Raw genomic sequence first — 17,279 nt, 5'->3', positions numbered from 1 at the left:
GACGAGATAATCAATGATAAGTTATCCCGTTTTTTGTTAAAATTTGTTAAATAGGTCATCGTTGGCGTTTTTGATTGTTAGCATGGGTTTTGCTAATACTAAAACGCTGACATTAAACAGCATTATACAGTGAAGTTACATTTTTATAAGTACCAGGGTGCCGGAAATGATTTTATTTTGATTGATAACCGCGATAATAGCGTTGATCATCATAATCCTAAGCTGATTTCGGGCCTGTGCGATCGTCGTTTCGGTATCGGGGGCGATGGCCTTATGCTGCTGCAAAACAAAGAAGGGTACGATTTTGAGATGGTTTATTACAATGCCGATGGCCAGCCGAGCAGTATGTGCGGTAATGGCGGGCGCTGTATTGTGGCTTTTGCCAAATTTTTGGGTGTCATTGAATCCGAAACGGAATTTTTGGCGGTTGATGGCCCGCATTATGCCAAAATTTCAGACGAAGGTAATTGGGTAAGCCTGCAAATGATAGATGTAAATGATGTTAGCAAAGATGCCGAAGCCTATGTGCTTAATACCGGCTCGCCGCACTACGTAAAATTGGTTGACGGCCTTGAGCAGCGCAACGTTTACCAGGAAGGTCATGCTATCCGTAATAATGCTACTTACCGGAAAAATGGGATCAATGTAAACTTTGTTGAACCCATGGAAGAAGGCTACTTTGTACGCACTTTTGAACGCGGGGTGGAGGATGAAACCTTTGCCTGCGGTACAGGAGTAACGGCTGTTGCCCTGGCTATGGCGCAACACAACGAGCAAACCGGGCATATAACCACCCCTATAAAAGTATTAGGCGGAAACCTCAACATCCGTTTTGATTACGATGGCAAAGCTTTTACCGACATCTTTTTAGAAGGGCCGGCAGTAAAGGTTTTTGAAGGAGAGGTGGTGATTTAAGTAAGAGTATTATTACTTCCCGTCATTGCGAGGCACGAAGCAATCGCGAACTTTACCGGGCGGACCTGCTAATAGGGGATTATTAATAATTATAATTTGATTTTTATAGGTATTAATGAGCTCCCTACGGTCGGTTGTCTTCGTGCCTTATAATGACGTGGTCGTAAGTTGTTGATTATTGGGCGTGTTTTTTTTGATCTGTTTTATAATATGGGCGTTGCCTGCGGCCGGGCTATCCGCTGCAAGTCCTCGCCTTTCCTGCCCGCAAACCCAACCCGCGCTGTGGGCTTTACGCTTCTATCCCTAACGCGGCCCGCGCAACAGCCCTAAAACATCATGTACATATCATAACGTAAGTCCCATCAGGATACGGTTATCAAATTTTGGATCTTACTCCCCCTTCAGGGGGCCGGGGGGCCTAATGAACTGGTTTCAACAAACTAAAAAACGTTCCATCCATTATAACATTACCAATGGCGTCGAATACACTTTTTCGCGTGGCTTCTACCTTCATATCTTCCGCATAAAAAATATGGTCAACGCCTAATGTTTTCAGCAATGGATCAATCTTGGAGTGCCATTTATTTTTATAGCAGCAAATCTTAATGCTTTTGTATGCAGGGTTTGAGCTTAAGCGCCGAAGGATCTTTTCTATATCTTGAACAAGATAATCGTAATCGAGAATTAATAAATTGGGTTTGATATCGTGTATTGCCGGAAATATGGCCGCGGTGAGTGAAATATGCTTGAAGACCTTGTTATTAGGCAATACTTCAAGGCCAACTACATGAGGGGCAACCAACAGTACAACTTTAGACCGTACACGGATCATGATCAATTAATTAGGATGCTTAAAATTAGGAGTTAAATTTCTACTTGTCAAGCACTTATTAAATTATTTAATAAAATCCCTGATCTTTTAATCAAATCTTCATCTGTTAGTTCCTTTTACCAGTTAGGTTTTTATAATTTTAATATTAATTTAACCTTGCAGTTAGTTTTTTATGCTTTTGCATCTGTTTTTCACCCCTTTTTTAAGCAGTTAATGAGGACGCCACACGTCATTTCAATTTTTCGTTGTTTTTATGCCGTTCTGCATCCCGGATACTCTTCTTTTGCATATTTTTTTCCAGGGCTTCGGTCAGGTCGATACCTGTTTGATTGGCCAAACAAATCAGCACAAAAAGTACGTCGGCCATTTCATCGGCAAGGTTAACCTCTGTATCCGATTTTTTGAAGGATTGTTCGCCGTATTGCCTGGCCATAATACGCGCTACTTCACCAACCTCTTCCATTAAAATGGCCGTATTGGTGAGTTCATTAAAATACCTGATACCCATTGTTTTTATCCAGTTATCTACAAGTTGCTGCGCCTCGCTGATCTTCATAAATTATTTTCTTTGTGCAGGAATTGAATGCGCACGAATTTCACGATTTTTTTCGGATTGGCACTAAGGGAATGGCATTGGAGACAAGGAAATCGCGTTAAAATAATCAGTCTCTTTTGCCAGGGCTGACGCTTAATAATTTTTACCACGAATGCATTGCAATACTTCCGCAATTAATCGAATTACACGAATTGAATCAATTTAAAATTCATGTAGAAATTTTTCATTTATAGTTTGCTGTTAAAAGCGGTTCTCTCTGGTGCCAAAAATAAAATGAAAATACTTTGTAAGGTTTCACATTTCGCCCCGACTAAGGGGTAAAATATTAACTAAAAGAACCAAACATGAAAACCAGATCAATCATTTCAGGCGCCCTTATCGCCATTTTTACTATCGCCGGCCTTACTGTTAATGTACAGGCGAAAACATTGGGTCCTTTACATAATACTGTTGCCCTTAGCGATACCGGTAAAATGAAAAAGGATAAAATGAGTAAAGACAAAATGAGCCATGATAAAATGGCTTCAGACAAAATGGGCTCTGATAAGATGAGCAAAGACAAAATGTCAAAAGACAAGATGGGTGCAGACAAGATGAGCCACGATAAAATGTCTAAAGGCAAAATGGGTAAAGGTAAAATGGGCAAGGATACTACAGGCAAAATGTAAGTGTTGTTTTTGATCGTTTTGAGGGAGCTGCAAAGCTCCCTTTTTTGTTTTAGTGGATCCGGCCTTTTTCATCCTGGTTACCGGTATCTTGTTTTTCTGCTTTGTTCTGGCTATTGCCAAAGCGGTAACTGATCCCCAGTAAAACGTACCGGTTGATCTGGAAGTTGGTGTATTTTTGCCTTACGCCGTTAACAATTGTAGTAACTGCCGATGCGCTGCTCCTGAAAACATCGTTCATCACAAATGATACATCTACTTTCTTTTTAAAAATGGACGCTTTAAGGCCAAGATCAAGTTTGTAATAAGCATCACTTCGGCCAATATGATCAATCTCCGGAAACTGGTACCAGAAATTCACCGCGCCTGAAAATGATTTATCAGCATTAAAATAGATGTTATTGTTGGTTGCGATATAAGCACCGAACCCGCTGATACCTTTTACAGCATCAAGGGCAGATTTAGCATCGGTATGGTAAAAGGTGAACTGGTTGTTATTATCAAGCCAGCTTAGTAATTGCGTTGAATAATTTTCAGAAATGCCCGCCCTGTAGGTTTTGATAAAATTGAGCGGTGTGGTATAAACCAGGTTGGTATCCGGCCGGGCAATGGTTATATTGTTAAAACCGTTGTTGGTAACATTTAAAAATATGGCCGAAGTAAGCCTGTTTTTGTAGGTATGCGACAGCTCAAAGTTGGTATTGTATTCGGGCTGAAGATAGGGATTACCCTCCCCATAGCTGTAGGCTGTGAACAGGCTTTTGAACGGATTAAGGTTCCAAAAGGTAGGCCGGTTTACCCGCCTGCCAAAGTTTAACGATAAACTATGATCTACTGCAGCCTGATAACTTACCGTTGCCGATGGGAATAGCCTGGTGTAATTATTTACAGTAGTTTGATTTAGTGTGTGCGAAAAGCCTTTGGTTTCGGTGCGTTCAACCCGCAAGCCGGCCTGGTATTTCCATTTGCCGTCCTCACGATTGATACTGCCATAAACAGATTGGGTGTTTTCGGTGTAGGTAAATTCATTGCTCAGGTTTGGGTCATACTTTAGCGAGTCATTGGCCGTCTTGTTATAATAAAAAGCATTGCTGTAATTGTTGATAAAGCTTAGCTTACCGCCAAAAGCAAAACGGGCGTATTTGGTAGGGACTATAGCATCGGCTTTAAAAGTATAAATATTAATATCCTGCTTATTGGTGTCATGATACCGGTTGCGGCTGGTACCATTCAGTGAGCCGTCGGCGAGGTAAGTATTGCTCTCAAAATCTGATCTATCCGTTCGGTAATAATTAAAATAGTCGGCATTAAGCACCAGTTTCGCACCGGAGGTATCCAGGCTGATGGTGCTGTGCAGGTTAACCGCATTGCTGATAGCGACAGGATGATAAGTGGCGTAGGTTTTTAATGTTGAATCGATAGCCCCGGTAGTATTGTTAATGATCGGGTTATTCACATGGTCAGATCCATCATAAGTGTTTTTACCGCCCTGATAATTTACGCCTGCAGTAACTTTAGGACTAAGCCGGTAATCGGCACCGGCAATGAAGTTTAAATTATGGTAACGATAGTTTCCGGTATCTGTTTGCAGCCAGGTTTGCTTGGGGTAATAGATCTCCGTTTCAAAGCCTTCCAATTCATGGTCATGATCTATGTTTACGCTGGCATAGGCCGATAGTTTATTTGAATTATAGTTGATATCTCCGCTTGCGTTTAGCCACCAGTAATTGCTGGTGCCGTAAACCGAGGCCGGGTTATGCAGCCATTGTTTATCATTAATTTGTACACTGCCCGAATAGCCTTGCTTTTTGCTGTGTTTTAAGGTGATGTTGATAATACCTGCATTTCCTTCTGCATCGTACGCTGCACCGGGGTTTTTAATAAGCTCAATAGTGCCAACCTGGCTTGCGGATAATGACCGCAGATAACGGAGCAGATCGGTACCTGCCAGTTGAACCAATCTTTCATTCACCATTACCTTGATACTGCCTTTGCCAACAATACTAAGGTCATTATCACCGACTTTCACGCCTGGCACCCGGCCAATAACCGTAAGCGCATCGGCCCCGGCTGATGTTGCACTTGTGGATACGTTGTAAACCAGTTTATCGCTTTTATTTTCAACAGAAGCTTTACTCGCGGTTACTTTTACCTCATTCAGTTGCGTGGTGTTATCCATAAGGGTAACGGATAAGGCGGTATCATGCTGAAAGCTTAATTTAAGTACCGTAGTTTGATAGCCGGTATAAGTTACAGTTAGGTTGTAGTTGCCTTTATCAACAGCTGTAAAACTGAATATGCCAGCCGAATCGGTTTGCACCGCCCGGGTTTGCTCGGAGTTTTGTTGTTGCAGATTAACAACGGCAAAGGCTAATGGATTTTGGGAAACGCCGGTTACTTTACCGGTAACTTTTACCTGGGCAAACAGGCTGCTATAAATTAAACTGAAAAACAGAACGTTGTAAATATGTTTCAAACCGGGAGCAGGTTGGGGTTTATAATATTTGTAAAATAAATAAAAAACCGCCGCTAATTGTTTAGCGACGGTTCTATTTTAATTTCGGATGTTGCTCCGGAGGCTGGCCTGGTATTAGATTTCGCTCTTTACGTGTTCCAATCCCCCGTTTTCGGTAACGTAATATTCGGAACGCGAATGGGCGCCCGCGTCAGTGTTACTGCCTTTCTTTTTGCCTTTTCGCGGACCCGACACCGCCAGTATAATGGCTGCCAGGAAGAGGGTTATCTCTATCAAACTCACTAACATGGGGAGATGTATTTATATTCTTCATGATGTTGATTGATTGGGTGATTGTTTTTTGTTCAATTTAGTTTGATTGTAAAATAAGAAAATAAAACCTGATATTATTAACCCAGGTGAAAATTGGTGTGGTTTTTTGTGCCGATATTTGAATTGATTACGCTTTGTTAACAGTATGGAATCAAAACAGGAAGTATTGAACGATTTGCTTGGCAAGTTTGCCGACCTCTCGGCCAACGATGTCAACGTTAGTCTGCCTTACTGGCGAACCCGCAAAATAGCCAAAAGCGATTTCTTTAACATGCAAAACATTGTATGTACCGATCTTGCGCTGATCACCAGGGGGCTGTTCCGCATCTACTACGTACATCCCGAAACACAGGAAGAAAAGAATATCTACTTTTTCTCCGAGCGACAGTTCCTGGTGTCGTTCCGAAGTTTTATAAATCAGTATCCCTGTGCATATTTTATCCAGGCCATGGAAGATGCCGAGATCATATCTATCAATTACACCGATCTTCAGTATCTGTATGGCACGCCAACCGGCTGGCAGCGTTTTGGCCGCCTTATTGCCGAGCTGTTTTTTAACCAGTCGCAAGCCCGTACCGAGGAGTTTTTGTTCAATACGGCAGAAGAACGTTATTTAAAAATGATAACCCAGCACCCCAATATTGTAAGCCGTATCCCGGCTTATCATATTTCATCTTACCTGGGCATCAAAAACCCGTCGCTCACCCGCATCAAAAAGCGGCTATCGCAGCAAAAGCCCTAAAAACGAAACTCTGCTGACAAATGCCCATCGCTGTTTTCACCTAAGTGAAAATTGCCGGCTTGTTTTGTGTGCAACTTTGCTTCATCAAACAAAACGAAATAAAAATTTAAAGTCATGTCAGCAAATAAAACATTAATCATAGAAACTTCAGCCGCGGCTAATACCGCCGCTGCATTGCGCAAACTATATTTTATAAGAGTAGCATTTTCGGTTACCTGGGTAGTATTGGTATCCTTATTAGCTAAAACTTCATTTACGGCAGCTACCATTCTGCTTGTGATCTATCCATTGTGGGATGTTGTTGGCACTTTCCTCGATATCCGCGCTAACCAGGGCAACGGTACATCTGTAACACCTCAATATGTAAACGTTGCTATTAGTGTTATTACAACCCTGGCTGTAGCTTTTGCTATAACTAAAGGGGTGCCCGCAGCATTGATTGTATTTGGTGCCTGGGCGTTATTAACCGGACTGATCCAACTGGTATTGGGTTTAAAAAGGCGGAAAGAATTTGGCGGCCAATGGCCAATGATCCTGAGTGGCGGGCAGTCAATGCTTGCAGGTGTATCATTTATAGCCATGGCACATTCGCCTAATATGGGGATTGTGAATTTGGCGGGCTATTCGGCCTTTGGTGCTTTTTATTATTTACTGGCTGCTATCAGATTGGGTAAAAGTGCTAAACAGCCTTTACAGGTTTAAAATATTAGATAGAGGATTAGGTGTGATTGATGAGCCCTTGGTTATGGTGAACCAGGGGCTTTTTTGTTTATAATCCGTTGTCATTTCGATGGAGCAAGGGCAAGCCTTAGCGTTGGGGCGAAAGAGAAATCTTATACGCCTTGAAAATCTTAAACGCAAAGTCGTAAAGCAGGACGTACAAGATTTCTCACTCGTTCCTCGTTTCGAAATGACAGTTTTTTATGATATTTAGCCTTTTACTAATCAAACACCCCCTTAAACTTCAAAAACACAATTCCTTCATTCACCAGTTGCGCATCGGTTTTAACCTGTTCATTAACCACGTTCATCTTAACCTGTAATCCAACCTGTGCATGTTGATTAGGATCGATAAATGATAGAAACTTGATATTATCCGCCTTAACAAGCTTTAGCTGTTTACTTAAATAACTTTCCAAAACTTCTTTGATCATTTGCATCATACATACGCCGGGCACAATAGGGTTGCCCGGAAAATGCCCTTTGAAAATATCATGCGCCGGGTTAAGGGTAATGGTGGTTTTAAGCAAACTGCCATCAGTTTCAGGAGGGCTGAAAGTAAAAAAAGTATCCTTGAGCATTATCGTTTAAGACGTTTGAGGCCGATATTGAATTTGAAATTTTTATGGCTGATGCCGATGGTGTCAGGAATGCCATCGTGAAAATCATGCATTATGGCCTGCACTACCGGCTTGCGGTCCGACGAGCGCTCCATGCGGATCAGCTCTGTTCCTGCCTTGTTGGTAATATAGTAATTGGCACCTTTTTCCTGCGGAAAAACATAATACAGGAAGCTATCATCCTGGCGCATATAGCCCGTTTCCGGGTTTTGCCTGCGCATCATCACCAGTTCAAAATCTTTTTGCAGGGTGATGATCACCGGGCGCTTATCCATTTGCTTAATGATATAGTACACCTTAAAGCCGCCATCGGGTTTAAATTCAAAATCGAAGAACTTAAAGCCCATCTCATTACTGAATACCATGCGTACGCTTTTATCGGGCAGGGTTTTAATCAGCAACAGACCGCTTAAATGATGGCCGCCAATTACGTCAACCTCGGTTTTATAAAGTACATTGGTAAAATCCGGCGCGAATTTTTTGATCTCGCGTACGTTACCTTCGGCCGGTTTCAGGCTTTTGTAAACCGAAGAGCAGCCGGCCAGGATGAACAGGCAGCTACTTAATAGCAAAAAGCGCGTCCGGGATATTGGCATTGATCTCTTTATTAGTAAAATGCAAAATGGTACTATCGCCAGATCCTTCCAGCATTTCAATGGTGTTTACGGAATAATCTTTCTTATCTACGGTGATCTCAATGGTTTTAAAAAAATCGCTCAGCTGCTTGTTAACCGGGGAGAGAGAAACCAGGTACGTGCCCTTGTTTTCATAAACGGCCGACTTAAAATCGCCGCTATTAAGGGCTGTTCCCTGGATGCAGTCCACTACAATTTTGTTGATCTGCTTAAATACTTTGTTGGAACGGGTGGATACCTTGTTTTCCTTTTGCCCGTCTTTAATATATACATTATCCTTGTTCAGGATCATGAGGTAGCTAAAGGGTTGGGTATATTCCATCCGCAGCATATTTGGCTTGCGGTACCAGAATTTTCCTTTCGAGGTGATTTTTTCTGATAGCATGCTCAGGTTTTTATCCTGTGTGAAATCACTTTTAATGCTGTTTGTTTTTGCAGCAACTTCGGCAAATCGTTGTTTGAATTTGGCAAGATCGGATAGCTGGGTGTAGCCGGAGTGCTGGGCATGGGCATTAAAAGTTAAACAAACAAAAGCTGCTAAAGCGATCGCTAATTTGAAAAGCAGAGGCCTGCGCGATTCCCCTCTTGAGAGGGGTGGAGGGGTGTGTTCCTGCTTTGATAAGCTAAGCGCAGAAACACACCCCTGCCCGCACTCAAGCCCATCGCACCCCCTCTCAAGAGGGGAGCTATTTATATTCTCTTTAATAAAAATCAATCTACGCATAAGCCTGTAAATTTAGCATTTTATCCAGCCGTACTATTTCGTATCCCTGTGCTTTAGCTTGTTCAAGAAACAAGGGTAAAACCGAAATTGTTGCTGCTCCTGTATCATGAAACAGGAAAACAGCGCCGGGGTTTAAGCGGCGTGTTATCTTATTTAATAGTTTTTTGGGGTCGCTAATAACCGTATCCATCGAGCGAACGCTCCAGCCGATAGGTACCATCCTGCTTTTTAAAATGGCTTTTTTGAGGTTAGGATTAATCACCCCATAAGGCGGCCTGAATAACAACGGACTTAAATTGATAGTCTGCCTTACCAACTGGTTGGCCTGAAGCATATCATCCAGCATTTTGGCCGGTGGAAACAGATCGAACCAGAAATGGTGCGAAAAGCTATGGTTACCGATAATGTGCCCGTGCTGGTGGATTTGTTTCAGGATGGTTTCATTCTCGGCAATTCTGTTCCCGATACAAAAGAAGGCTGCATGGGCATTATGCAGCTTTAAAATATCGAGGATTTGAGGTGTAGCAGCGGCATCGGGCCCATCGTCGAAAGTAATAGCAATAACTTTTTTACTTGTTTTTAGCGAGCACATTACCCGCATAAAAAAGTTGGAGCCGATGTAATAGCATCCGTAAAATAATATCAGCGAATAAATAAATACCAGTACAAGGTAGCTCCACCATGCCCCCCCTTCAGTAATATGCTGCCAGATTATTAACCCCAGAAGCCCGGCAAAAAGGATATTGGTGTTCCTGAAGTTTAACATGCCGAAAGCAGGATTAGTGAGTGGTGGATATTTTGGTAGTGATTGTAGATCAATATCTTTTTTAACGAAGTTTGGTCGGCCTCCGGTACAAATGAACAAACACCGTTTTTGATTTCATGGGCGGCCAGCCACATTGCAAATGCAGATGAGGTTGGGTATTCGCCGCAAAGGGCTTTATAATTGATGACAGGTGCATCGGCAAGGTCATACCTCAGTAATTGCTCATAAACTGCGTCATTTTTTAAATCACCGTTATTACCGGTTATAACCAGATCAATCTCATGGATGTTGGTGTTCTGGCTTTGCAAAAAAATGCTGATCTGTTGTTTTATTTCAGCCGTGTTGCGTGGTTTATAAAAGCTGGATACACCCTCAATTTTAGCCCAATCATTACCCGAAGCTTCCCGGCTTAGCAAGAAAAAAGCGGATCCTTCTCCTGCCATTGTGCCCCTGCCGGGGGTATTAAGCAGTTCAAAGTTTGATACCGGCTGACTGCGATATAAACCCATGCGCTTTAAAATAGTATGGCTGTTAACGGTGATTTCATCAATTCCGCCTACGAGTACATTGCTTGCTTCGCCCTCATACAAAAGCATCATAGCATCAAGCAGGGCGTTTTCAAACGAAGCGCCACCGTTCACGAATGTATTGTTGTATTGATGGCATTGAAGCAACAGCGCTATCTGCGCACTGATAGTGTTATGGGTGGATTGGATAAACGGGGTAGGGGAAAGCGCTTCCTCGTTTTGCTGCACCATTTTACTCAGAAAAGTGTTTGTATCCTCTAAGCAGCCGTAAGTGGTTCCGGTAATGATGGCATCCGGTGCATTGATCCCAGCCTGGTAAAGGCAATCCATCCCTGTCGCTACTCCCATTTTAATGATGCGGCTCATGCGGCGGATGAGTTTGGGATCAATCAGAGTTTTATACTCCGGTTCGATACACGTTAGCTGTTCGCCGGTGTATTCGGCCAGCTCCGAAAGATAAGGCTGATTACCGAATGTGTTTTGAGGCGATATGTTGCTTGCTGCTTTGATGTACATCGCCTATAGTTTTGAAAATATCAATGATGAACAATTGCCGCCAAACCCGAACGAGTTGGATAACACATGTTTGATTTCCGGCCGTGTCGAAAAGCGGATTTCAGGCGTAAATGGAAAACCTTCCATCTGCTTTTCAAATCTCAGATTGGGATATAACAAACCACGCTGTACAGCCAATGCCGAAAATACGGCTTCAATGCCACCACTTGCCCCAAGGGTATGCCCGGTAAAAGCTTTGGTAGAACTCATTTTGGGAGAGTGCCCGGCAAATAACTTGCCGATGGCAGATCCCTCCGAACTATCATTGTTTTGTGTGCCTGTACCGTGTAGATTTATATAACCGATATCGGCAGGCTGCAAACCACTTTTTTTAAGCGCCCCCTCCATTGCCAGTAACGATCCTGTTCCTTCGGGAGATGATGCCGTTTGATGATAGGCGTCGTTGGTATTGCGGTAACCGCTTAACGAGCAATACAGCTCTTTTTTAAGCGCAAAAGCTATCCGTTTAGAAACCAATACCACATAACCGGCCCCTTCGCCAAGGTTAAGGCCGCGGCGGTTGGCATCAAAAGGCTGGCAGGGTTGTTTATCCAGTATCATGAGGGTATTAAAGCCGTTCAGCGTAAAGCGGGTTAGGGCATCGGTACCTCCGGCTATTACCACATCCAGCATATTGTTTTTGATAAGCCTTGCTCCATACATGATAGCATTGGCCGACGATGAACAGGCCGTGCTGATGGTGCCGACATAATGCCGGATCCCCAATTGATCTGCAACTAAGTTGGTGATAGCACCGCACTCATGGTTAACCACGTTGCGCAATCTGCCTTTGGTATTGTCGCTTAAAAAATCCCTGAAAAAAATTTCGGTTTTATCCATGCCGCCAACGGTATTGGCCGAGATAAAGCCTGTTCTTAAACCTGCAAGATTGGTAATTCCGGTATCTGTTAAAGCCTCCCGCGCCGCAATTAAACTCAGCATAGCTGTGCGACTGATACCTCGTTTAAATCCCGACAGCCCGGCAAGCTCATCATTACTGAGCTTAACCTCGCCAACTGGAAATTCATCCCGGTGTTCAGTATCCAGGTATTGGATAGGGGCGATGCCCGTTTTTTCCTGTTCAAGCGACAGCCGGTTTTGGGCCACAGTGTTACCTATGGCCGAAATTACCCCCAGGCCGGCTATAAAAACAGGTTGCTCCATTGTTTATGCGTTCGGGATCTTGTTACTTTCAATAAATTCGGCAATAGTGCGTACCGAGCGGAAGATCTTCGGGCCGTCCTCCGCATTGGAAAGTTTTACCTTGTATTTCTGCTGTAACAACACAATCAGCTCCAGCGCGTCTATCGAATCAAGCCCCAAGCCATCACCAAAAAGCGGCTGATCATCACCGATATCTTCCGGCTTCACATCCTGTAAGTTCAACTGCTCAATGATCTGCTCTTTCAGATCGGCCATTAATTTATCCATTTGCTTAATTTTATAATCACCCCCTCTAAATCTCCCCCGATGGGGGGAGACTTTAAAAAAAGTCTTTTTAAACGCTCTCCCTTCCGGGGAGGGTTTGAGTAGGGCTGTAAATTTTATTAATATTTTCTGTTGTGAAGGGTATTACGCCTTCTTTTTCTATTGAAAACAAAACAGCTTTATAGCCTGTTGCCGTCATTTCCACCCAGCCGCAAATGCAGGCCTGTAATTGTCCCGTCTCCAATAAAATGGAAACATAGTTGTTGATGAAACCGGCATTAAAACGGTCAAAAATATAAAAAGCGTTTTCGCCTTTAAAATGATGACGGATACAGATCTCGCCAATAACAATATTGGGCAGCGTGTACACAAACAAGGCCGGACTTGCAATGTCCTGCACCGACTCATAATACCGCTTATCGGCATCAAGGCTCGAACCCGCGTTGGTTAATACCACGCCGATGTCGGTCGGTTGATATTTTGTCTTATCAAAATCTTTCAGCAAAACCTCGGCGGCCAGCCAGCCCAGTTTTGCCAGGTTATCCATTTTATAAAACTTAGGATATTTTACCCCAAGATGCTGGTAAACCGACAGCAAAAAACCGGGAATATCATTCTCCGTACCCTCAAACAGCACCTCGTTATTATAACGAACAATGTTGTTGCTGATGCTGCAATGAGCTGATATGTAATATTGATGGTTCAATTGTATAAAATCAAGCTTTTAGCTTTAAGCATTCCGCTTTTAGCTCTTATCCGCCGCAACCATATCCCTTAAAGTAATAGTCCTGGCCAGTTTATGCAATGCTGTTTCGTGGTTTTTAACATAGGGATTATCCTGGTCCCAAACGTAGCCTGCCAACACCGAGCAGATCTGGCTTTTAACGAGCGGATCCTGGTTATCGGCAAAAAATATGGTGTCCAGCACACCCTCGTACCACGAGGTAACATATGAGCGGAAGGTATTTACGCCCTGCATCATATGCTGCATGTATTCTTTGTCCCAGTCTACGGCTTCGCCGTTAAGCTTGCGGATCACCAGTTTGGCAGCCGTTTGGCTCGATACTGTAGCAAGCGTTACGCCCGATGAAAATATAGGATCAAGAAATTCCGTTACGTTACCGGTGAGCACAAAGCCATCACCATAAAACTTATCTGTAGTGGCCGACCATGACTCCAGTACTCTCGGTGCAAACGCAAATTCCACGTTCTCAAAACGTTCAGCAAAATAAGGTTGCGATGCGATCAATTCGCGCAAAATTTCTTCGTCGGTTCCCTCATATTGCTTAAAAAACTCAGGGTTGCCCACAAAACCCAGCGAGGTAATGCCATTGGCAAAAGGAATGATCCAGATCCAAACGCCGGGTTGATGTACCACAATGGTAATGCGGTTTGGCTCATCGGCCATCGAGCGCTTTTTATCAACCGTATGCACAAACAGGGCTTTACGCGGTACCTGGGTGGATGGCCTGTCGAGGTTAAACAACTTAGGGATCACCCGGCCGTAGCCGCTGCCATCGATAATGAACCGCGCCGCAATTTGCGTTTGGTTGCCGTTTTTATCTTCAATAGTAGTTACTGAATCCTGGCCGTTGAAAACGATGTTGGTAACGGTAGTTTCGTAATGAACAGGCACACCCATTTTTTCAACGGTATCGGCTAAGGTTTTATCAAAATCGGCACGGGGAACCTGCCAGGTCCAGTTCCAGCCGGGGGTAAACTGGTCGGCAAATTGGTAGTCGCAGATTTTGCCGTCCTTCACAAACTTGGCGCCCGCTTTTTCCTGGAAACCTTGCGCTTTAACGGCATCTACGAAACCGGCTTCGGTTAATGCCTCCATGCAACGAGGCAATAAACTTTCGCCAATTACAAAGCGGGGGAAAAGCTGTTTCTCAACAATTTTTACTTTAAAGCCTGCCTGGTGCACGATAGAAGCGGCCACCGTTCCTGCCGGACCGGCACCTATTACCAATACATCTACCTGTTCTGTGTTCATGTTATGAAATATCCTGTTGTGATTTGGTTAAATTGATTTGCTTTTTTTGATTACCTCTGCGCACTCAAGACCTATTTTATTGTTAATTTCTTTTGGGACAGGAAGGAGCATTGAATCGGGGTACATTTTTTTCAATCTGCCAATCATGCAATCGCATAATTTTTCGCCATATCCGGGCGCAATATTTTGAAATACAGCAATGTAACTATCTCGGAATGTCTTTTCCAATTCAGGGCTCCATTTTCTGTAATAGGGAACTAATTTCGTGCTATTACCTTCGTTTGCTTCTTTTATGGCATACTCTCTGCCCAGTCTTGTACCTAAATTGTGCAAACTATCTTTTGATAAAGAGTTTAAGCCGTCGGGCATTTCCTCTTTGAATCGCCGGGTTAAAAATGTAACAAATTTAGCCCGCTTTATCGAATCAGATATTGTTGGTTTAAACGTGGAATTGAGGTTATTATAAAGTTGCTGTTCATTTTTTTTTGTCCAGGGTTTAAGATCGACTTTTGGCTTTTGTTTCTGTTCGCATGCCCATATCAATGAGCAGCAAATAAATAATATCAGTGCTTTTTTCATTGTTGTGATTTGGTTAAAACTATAGCCGCATTACATCCCCCAAAGCCTGATGCTATTTTGAGGCAGCTATTAAGCGGTTTTGATATCAATTGGCTGCAAACATTCACAGGGTTGGTATCACCTTGTTTGTTGAATCCTTTTGTTGGAATGATAGTGTTTTGCTTTAGCGATTGAGCAGAAACAATGGCTTCAATCAATCCTGAAGCACCCAAAGTATGGCCGTAAAACCCTTTAAGGCTGTTTAGGGGTACATCCTGCAAACCTGCCAGTGTTACGGCTTTGGCTTCCATCTCGTCGTTATAAACGGTCGCGGTGCCATGGGCAGATATAAAGTCTATATCGTTGGCTTTCAAGCCTGCGGCCGCCATAGCTTTATCAATGGCGTAATATAATTCTTCACCGGTGCGCGATGGGCCTGAAATATGGTTGGCATCGTTACTCACAACGCCCGAAGCTAATTCAATAATTTCTCCATCTGGTTTTTCTGCCGATAGAATAACAGTAGCGGCGCCTTCACCTAAGTTGATACCATCACGATCGGCATCAAACGGTTTACATAAACCCGGGCTCACAGCCTGAAATGATTGAAAACCCGACAATACAAACTTTGAAATAACATCGGCCCCGGCAATAACCGCATGATCGTACTGCCCGGACCGGATTAATCGCATCCCGGTGATCATGGCAACCAGGCCTGAAATGCAGGCATGTGAAACTACTATTGGCTCATTTATAAAGCCGAAATGTTGGGCTATCTTTTTGGCTGAGGTATGCAGGGCTATGCGCTCATCCAATTCGGGACTTGGTTCGTCGGTTTCCAATAGGCTAATGTTGCCTTTGGTAGTGGAAATGATTAGAACAGTTTTTTTATCGGATATATTTTTATCGACTCCATGCAAGGTTTCGGTTAACGAAGCGATGAGAAGATGCTCGAATTTGGAGCAGCATTCATCGGGTTGAAAATATACTTTTTCAAATAGCGATGCAAAAAAAGGATCGTCAGACAGGGCTTTATCATAGTGTTGCCTCACGCCTGAAACGCCGTTAACCAAGTGTTCAAAATTTTGAGTAGTGGTAGCCCCCAACGGCGAGTAAATATTATCAGCAACAAGATAGACCTTCTTCATCGCGGCGTTCTGTTTATATCAAACCTTGTTTTTGCTTCCATTCCACAAAAAAATCCGGGTTGGTAAGTTGCAGCTCGAAATTATTGCGATGAACAAATACCTGTACGGTTGAGCCTTTTACGATCAACTCGCCGGTTTGAGCGTTGAGCAGCCGATATGTAAAATTGATCTTGGCCGATTCGGTAGAGGTGTAAGTGGTTTCGATGATCACCTTATCCTCATACCGCAAAAATCGTTTATAATCGCAGTTTACGTTAACTATAGGTACAACATAGCCTGCGTTATATACATCCATATAACCCAGGCCATATTGCTTGCCAAATGCTTCGCGGCCATCTTCAAAATAGCGGATATAATTGCCATGCCAAACCACGCCCAGCATATCCACATCACTGAATTTGACCTCTATTTCAATAGTATTTGTTAACGATTGCTGCAAAACGCGATGGGCTTAGTAGTTTTTAAACAGGTCGAAATCCTTACCGAAATCCTTCAGGATCTCATACCATGGATGTGCCCAGTAATTTTTGAAGCCAAAGCCAAAGCTGCCGCCGGTACGGAACACAGTGTACAATACCGTTTTATCGTTCATGTTAACGAAAGTTACCCACGCACCGGCTTCTTTACGGCCTTTGTCCATCCCTTCCACAATGAGCAGCATACCGATGCCTTTGTTACCCATAAAATCATAGTTTTTAACCAGTGCGTCGATATCTTTTTCGGTCAGTACTTTGAAATCGCCGGGATTTGAGTCGAAGAAGTTTTTGGTAAGCGCACTGTTTACTTTTTCCGTAACGTTCATGGCAAAATGAACAGTATCGCGGTGAACGGCTTTAGCCGGGTTGTATTTTTTCGGTTCGATGATAAAAAAATTTGCCCAGGCCGGGATGTATTTGCCGCCAAATTCGGCATTGATCACCTCACCTCTGTAAGCAGCTTCCGAACCAATGAATTTCATTTGTGAAAAGTCCAGGCCCAGCCAGGTTATCGGTGTTTTTTTGTCGAATACTTCGGCTTTGGTTTGGGCTGATGCCGGTTTTAAAAAAGCGGCTAATAAAACTATCAATAAACTTAGTTTAATTGTGTGTTTTTTCATGGTTAATA

At 43.2% G+C, this 17,279-nt stretch carries 21 protein-coding genes; 4 read left to right on the top strand and 17 right to left on the bottom strand.

Annotated elements, in window-relative coordinates; genetic code table 11:
- Positions 1-129 precede the first annotated feature (129 nt).
- Positions 130-915: a diaminopimelate epimerase gene (gene dapF / locus AC59JO_RS21590; RefSeq protein WP_497307911.1), complete on the top strand. Its 786-nt coding sequence runs from the start codon at positions 130-132 to the stop codon at positions 913-915.
- A 418-nt stretch (positions 916-1,333) separates the two neighbouring features.
- Here the strand turns inward: dapF and AC59JO_RS21585 are convergent, their stop codons facing one another.
- Together AC59JO_RS21585 and AC59JO_RS21580 are read right to left on the bottom strand one after the other, a co-directional pair.
- On the bottom strand, positions 1,334-1,747 hold the full coding sequence (locus AC59JO_RS21585; RefSeq protein ID WP_413670626.1) for a hypothetical protein: 414 nt from the start codon (positions 1,745-1,747) through the stop codon (positions 1,334-1,336).
- Between the two features lie 229 nt (positions 1,748-1,976).
- On the bottom strand, positions 1,977-2,303 hold the full coding sequence (locus AC59JO_RS21580; protein ID WP_413670627.1) for a nucleotide pyrophosphohydrolase: 327 nt from the start codon (positions 2,301-2,303) through the stop codon (positions 1,977-1,979).
- A 344-nt stretch (positions 2,304-2,647) separates the two neighbouring features.
- Here AC59JO_RS21580 and AC59JO_RS21575 point away from each other — a divergent pair, with 344 nt between their 5' ends.
- Positions 2,648-2,971, top strand: a complete 324-nt coding sequence (locus tag AC59JO_RS21575) for a hypothetical protein (protein WP_413670628.1) — start codon at positions 2,648-2,650, stop codon at positions 2,969-2,971.
- 49 nt (positions 2,972-3,020) lie between these two features.
- Here the strand turns inward: AC59JO_RS21575 and AC59JO_RS21570 are convergent, their stop codons facing one another.
- Both AC59JO_RS21570 and AC59JO_RS21565 read right to left on the bottom strand, forming a co-directional pair.
- Positions 3,021-5,444, bottom strand: coding sequence for a TonB-dependent receptor domain-containing protein (locus AC59JO_RS21570; RefSeq protein WP_497307908.1), 2,424 nt, complete (start codon positions 5,442-5,444; stop codon positions 3,021-3,023).
- Positions 5,445-5,558: 114 nt separating this feature from the next.
- Positions 5,559-5,732, bottom strand: a complete 174-nt coding sequence (locus tag AC59JO_RS21565; RefSeq protein ID WP_413670630.1) for a hypothetical protein — start codon at positions 5,730-5,732, stop codon at positions 5,559-5,561.
- Between the two features lie 169 nt (positions 5,733-5,901).
- On the opposite strand from AC59JO_RS21565, the gene AC59JO_RS21560 reads away from it, so the two are divergent.
- Entirely contained in the window at positions 5,902-6,498 is a 597-nt protein-coding gene (locus AC59JO_RS21560; RefSeq protein WP_091222582.1) for a Crp/Fnr family transcriptional regulator, read from the top strand.
- A gap of 114 nt (positions 6,499-6,612) precedes the next feature.
- Positions 6,613-7,200 (top strand): DUF308 domain-containing protein, encoded by a 588-nt coding sequence (locus tag AC59JO_RS21555; protein ID WP_497307905.1) that lies wholly within the window; start codon positions 6,613-6,615, stop codon positions 7,198-7,200.
- Positions 7,201-7,439: 239 nt separating this feature from the next.
- On the opposite strand, the gene AC59JO_RS21550 is transcribed toward AC59JO_RS21555, so the two are convergent.
- From AC59JO_RS21550 to AC59JO_RS21490, 13 genes are all read right to left on the bottom strand, one after another.
- Positions 7,440-7,799: an ApeI family dehydratase gene (locus AC59JO_RS21550; RefSeq protein WP_497307903.1), complete on the bottom strand. Its 360-nt coding sequence runs from the start codon at positions 7,797-7,799 to the stop codon at positions 7,440-7,442.
- Complete coding sequence (lolB2, locus tag AC59JO_RS21545) at positions 7,799-8,434, bottom strand: flexirubin biosynthesis protein LolB2 (protein ID WP_497307901.1); 636 nt, start codon at positions 8,432-8,434, stop codon at positions 7,799-7,801. Before lolB2 ends, AC59JO_RS21550 begins: the two co-directional genes overlap by 1 nt.
- The gene (gene lolA2, locus AC59JO_RS21540; RefSeq protein ID WP_497307899.1) at positions 8,397-9,197 is read right to left on the bottom strand and encodes a flexirubin biosynthesis/transport protein LolA2; all 801 of its coding nucleotides are present in this window, start codon (positions 9,195-9,197) and stop codon (positions 8,397-8,399) included. Before lolA2 ends, lolB2 begins: the two co-directional genes overlap by 38 nt.
- On the bottom strand, positions 9,190-9,963 hold the full coding sequence (locus AC59JO_RS21535; protein ID WP_497307897.1) for a polysaccharide deacetylase family protein: 774 nt from the start codon (positions 9,961-9,963) through the stop codon (positions 9,190-9,192). The genes lolA2 and AC59JO_RS21535 overlap by 8 nt, the downstream gene beginning before the upstream one ends.
- Positions 9,957-11,006 (bottom strand): beta-ketoacyl synthase chain length factor, encoded by a 1,050-nt coding sequence (locus AC59JO_RS21530; RefSeq protein ID WP_497307895.1) that lies wholly within the window; start codon positions 11,004-11,006, stop codon positions 9,957-9,959. Before AC59JO_RS21530 ends, AC59JO_RS21535 begins: the two co-directional genes overlap by 7 nt.
- A gap of 3 nt (positions 11,007-11,009) precedes the next feature.
- Positions 11,010-12,209 (bottom strand): beta-ketoacyl-[acyl-carrier-protein] synthase family protein, encoded by a 1,200-nt coding sequence (locus AC59JO_RS21525; RefSeq protein ID WP_497307893.1) that lies wholly within the window; start codon positions 12,207-12,209, stop codon positions 11,010-11,012.
- A 3-nt stretch (positions 12,210-12,212) separates the two neighbouring features.
- The gene (locus AC59JO_RS21520; protein WP_091222612.1) at positions 12,213-12,476 is read right to left on the bottom strand and encodes a phosphopantetheine-binding protein; all 264 of its coding nucleotides are present in this window, start codon (positions 12,474-12,476) and stop codon (positions 12,213-12,215) included.
- Positions 12,477-12,543: 67 nt separating this feature from the next.
- Positions 12,544-13,179, bottom strand: a complete 636-nt coding sequence (locus AC59JO_RS21515; RefSeq protein WP_497307891.1) for a hypothetical protein — start codon at positions 13,177-13,179, stop codon at positions 12,544-12,546.
- A gap of 39 nt (positions 13,180-13,218) precedes the next feature.
- Entirely contained in the window at positions 13,219-14,469 is a 1,251-nt protein-coding gene (locus tag AC59JO_RS21510) for an NAD(P)/FAD-dependent oxidoreductase (RefSeq protein ID WP_497307889.1), read from the bottom strand.
- 27 nt (positions 14,470-14,496) lie between these two features.
- Positions 14,497-15,048, bottom strand: a complete 552-nt coding sequence (locus tag AC59JO_RS21505; RefSeq protein WP_497307887.1) for a hypothetical protein — start codon at positions 15,046-15,048, stop codon at positions 14,497-14,499.
- Complete coding sequence (locus AC59JO_RS21500) at positions 15,045-16,175, bottom strand: beta-ketoacyl synthase N-terminal-like domain-containing protein (protein WP_497307885.1); 1,131 nt, start codon at positions 16,173-16,175, stop codon at positions 15,045-15,047. Before AC59JO_RS21500 ends, AC59JO_RS21505 begins: the two co-directional genes overlap by 4 nt.
- Positions 16,176-16,188: 13 nt before the next feature.
- Positions 16,189-16,614: an acyl-CoA thioesterase gene (locus tag AC59JO_RS21495; RefSeq protein ID WP_497307883.1), complete on the bottom strand. Its 426-nt coding sequence runs from the start codon at positions 16,612-16,614 to the stop codon at positions 16,189-16,191.
- A 12-nt stretch (positions 16,615-16,626) separates the two neighbouring features.
- Positions 16,627-17,271, bottom strand: a complete 645-nt coding sequence (locus AC59JO_RS21490; protein ID WP_497307881.1) for a hypothetical protein — start codon at positions 17,269-17,271, stop codon at positions 16,627-16,629.
- Positions 17,272-17,279 lie beyond the last annotated feature (8 nt).

The organism is Mucilaginibacter sp. A5337 (assembly GCF_059690695.1).
This window is presented reverse-complemented; position numbering and strand designations above follow the sequence as displayed.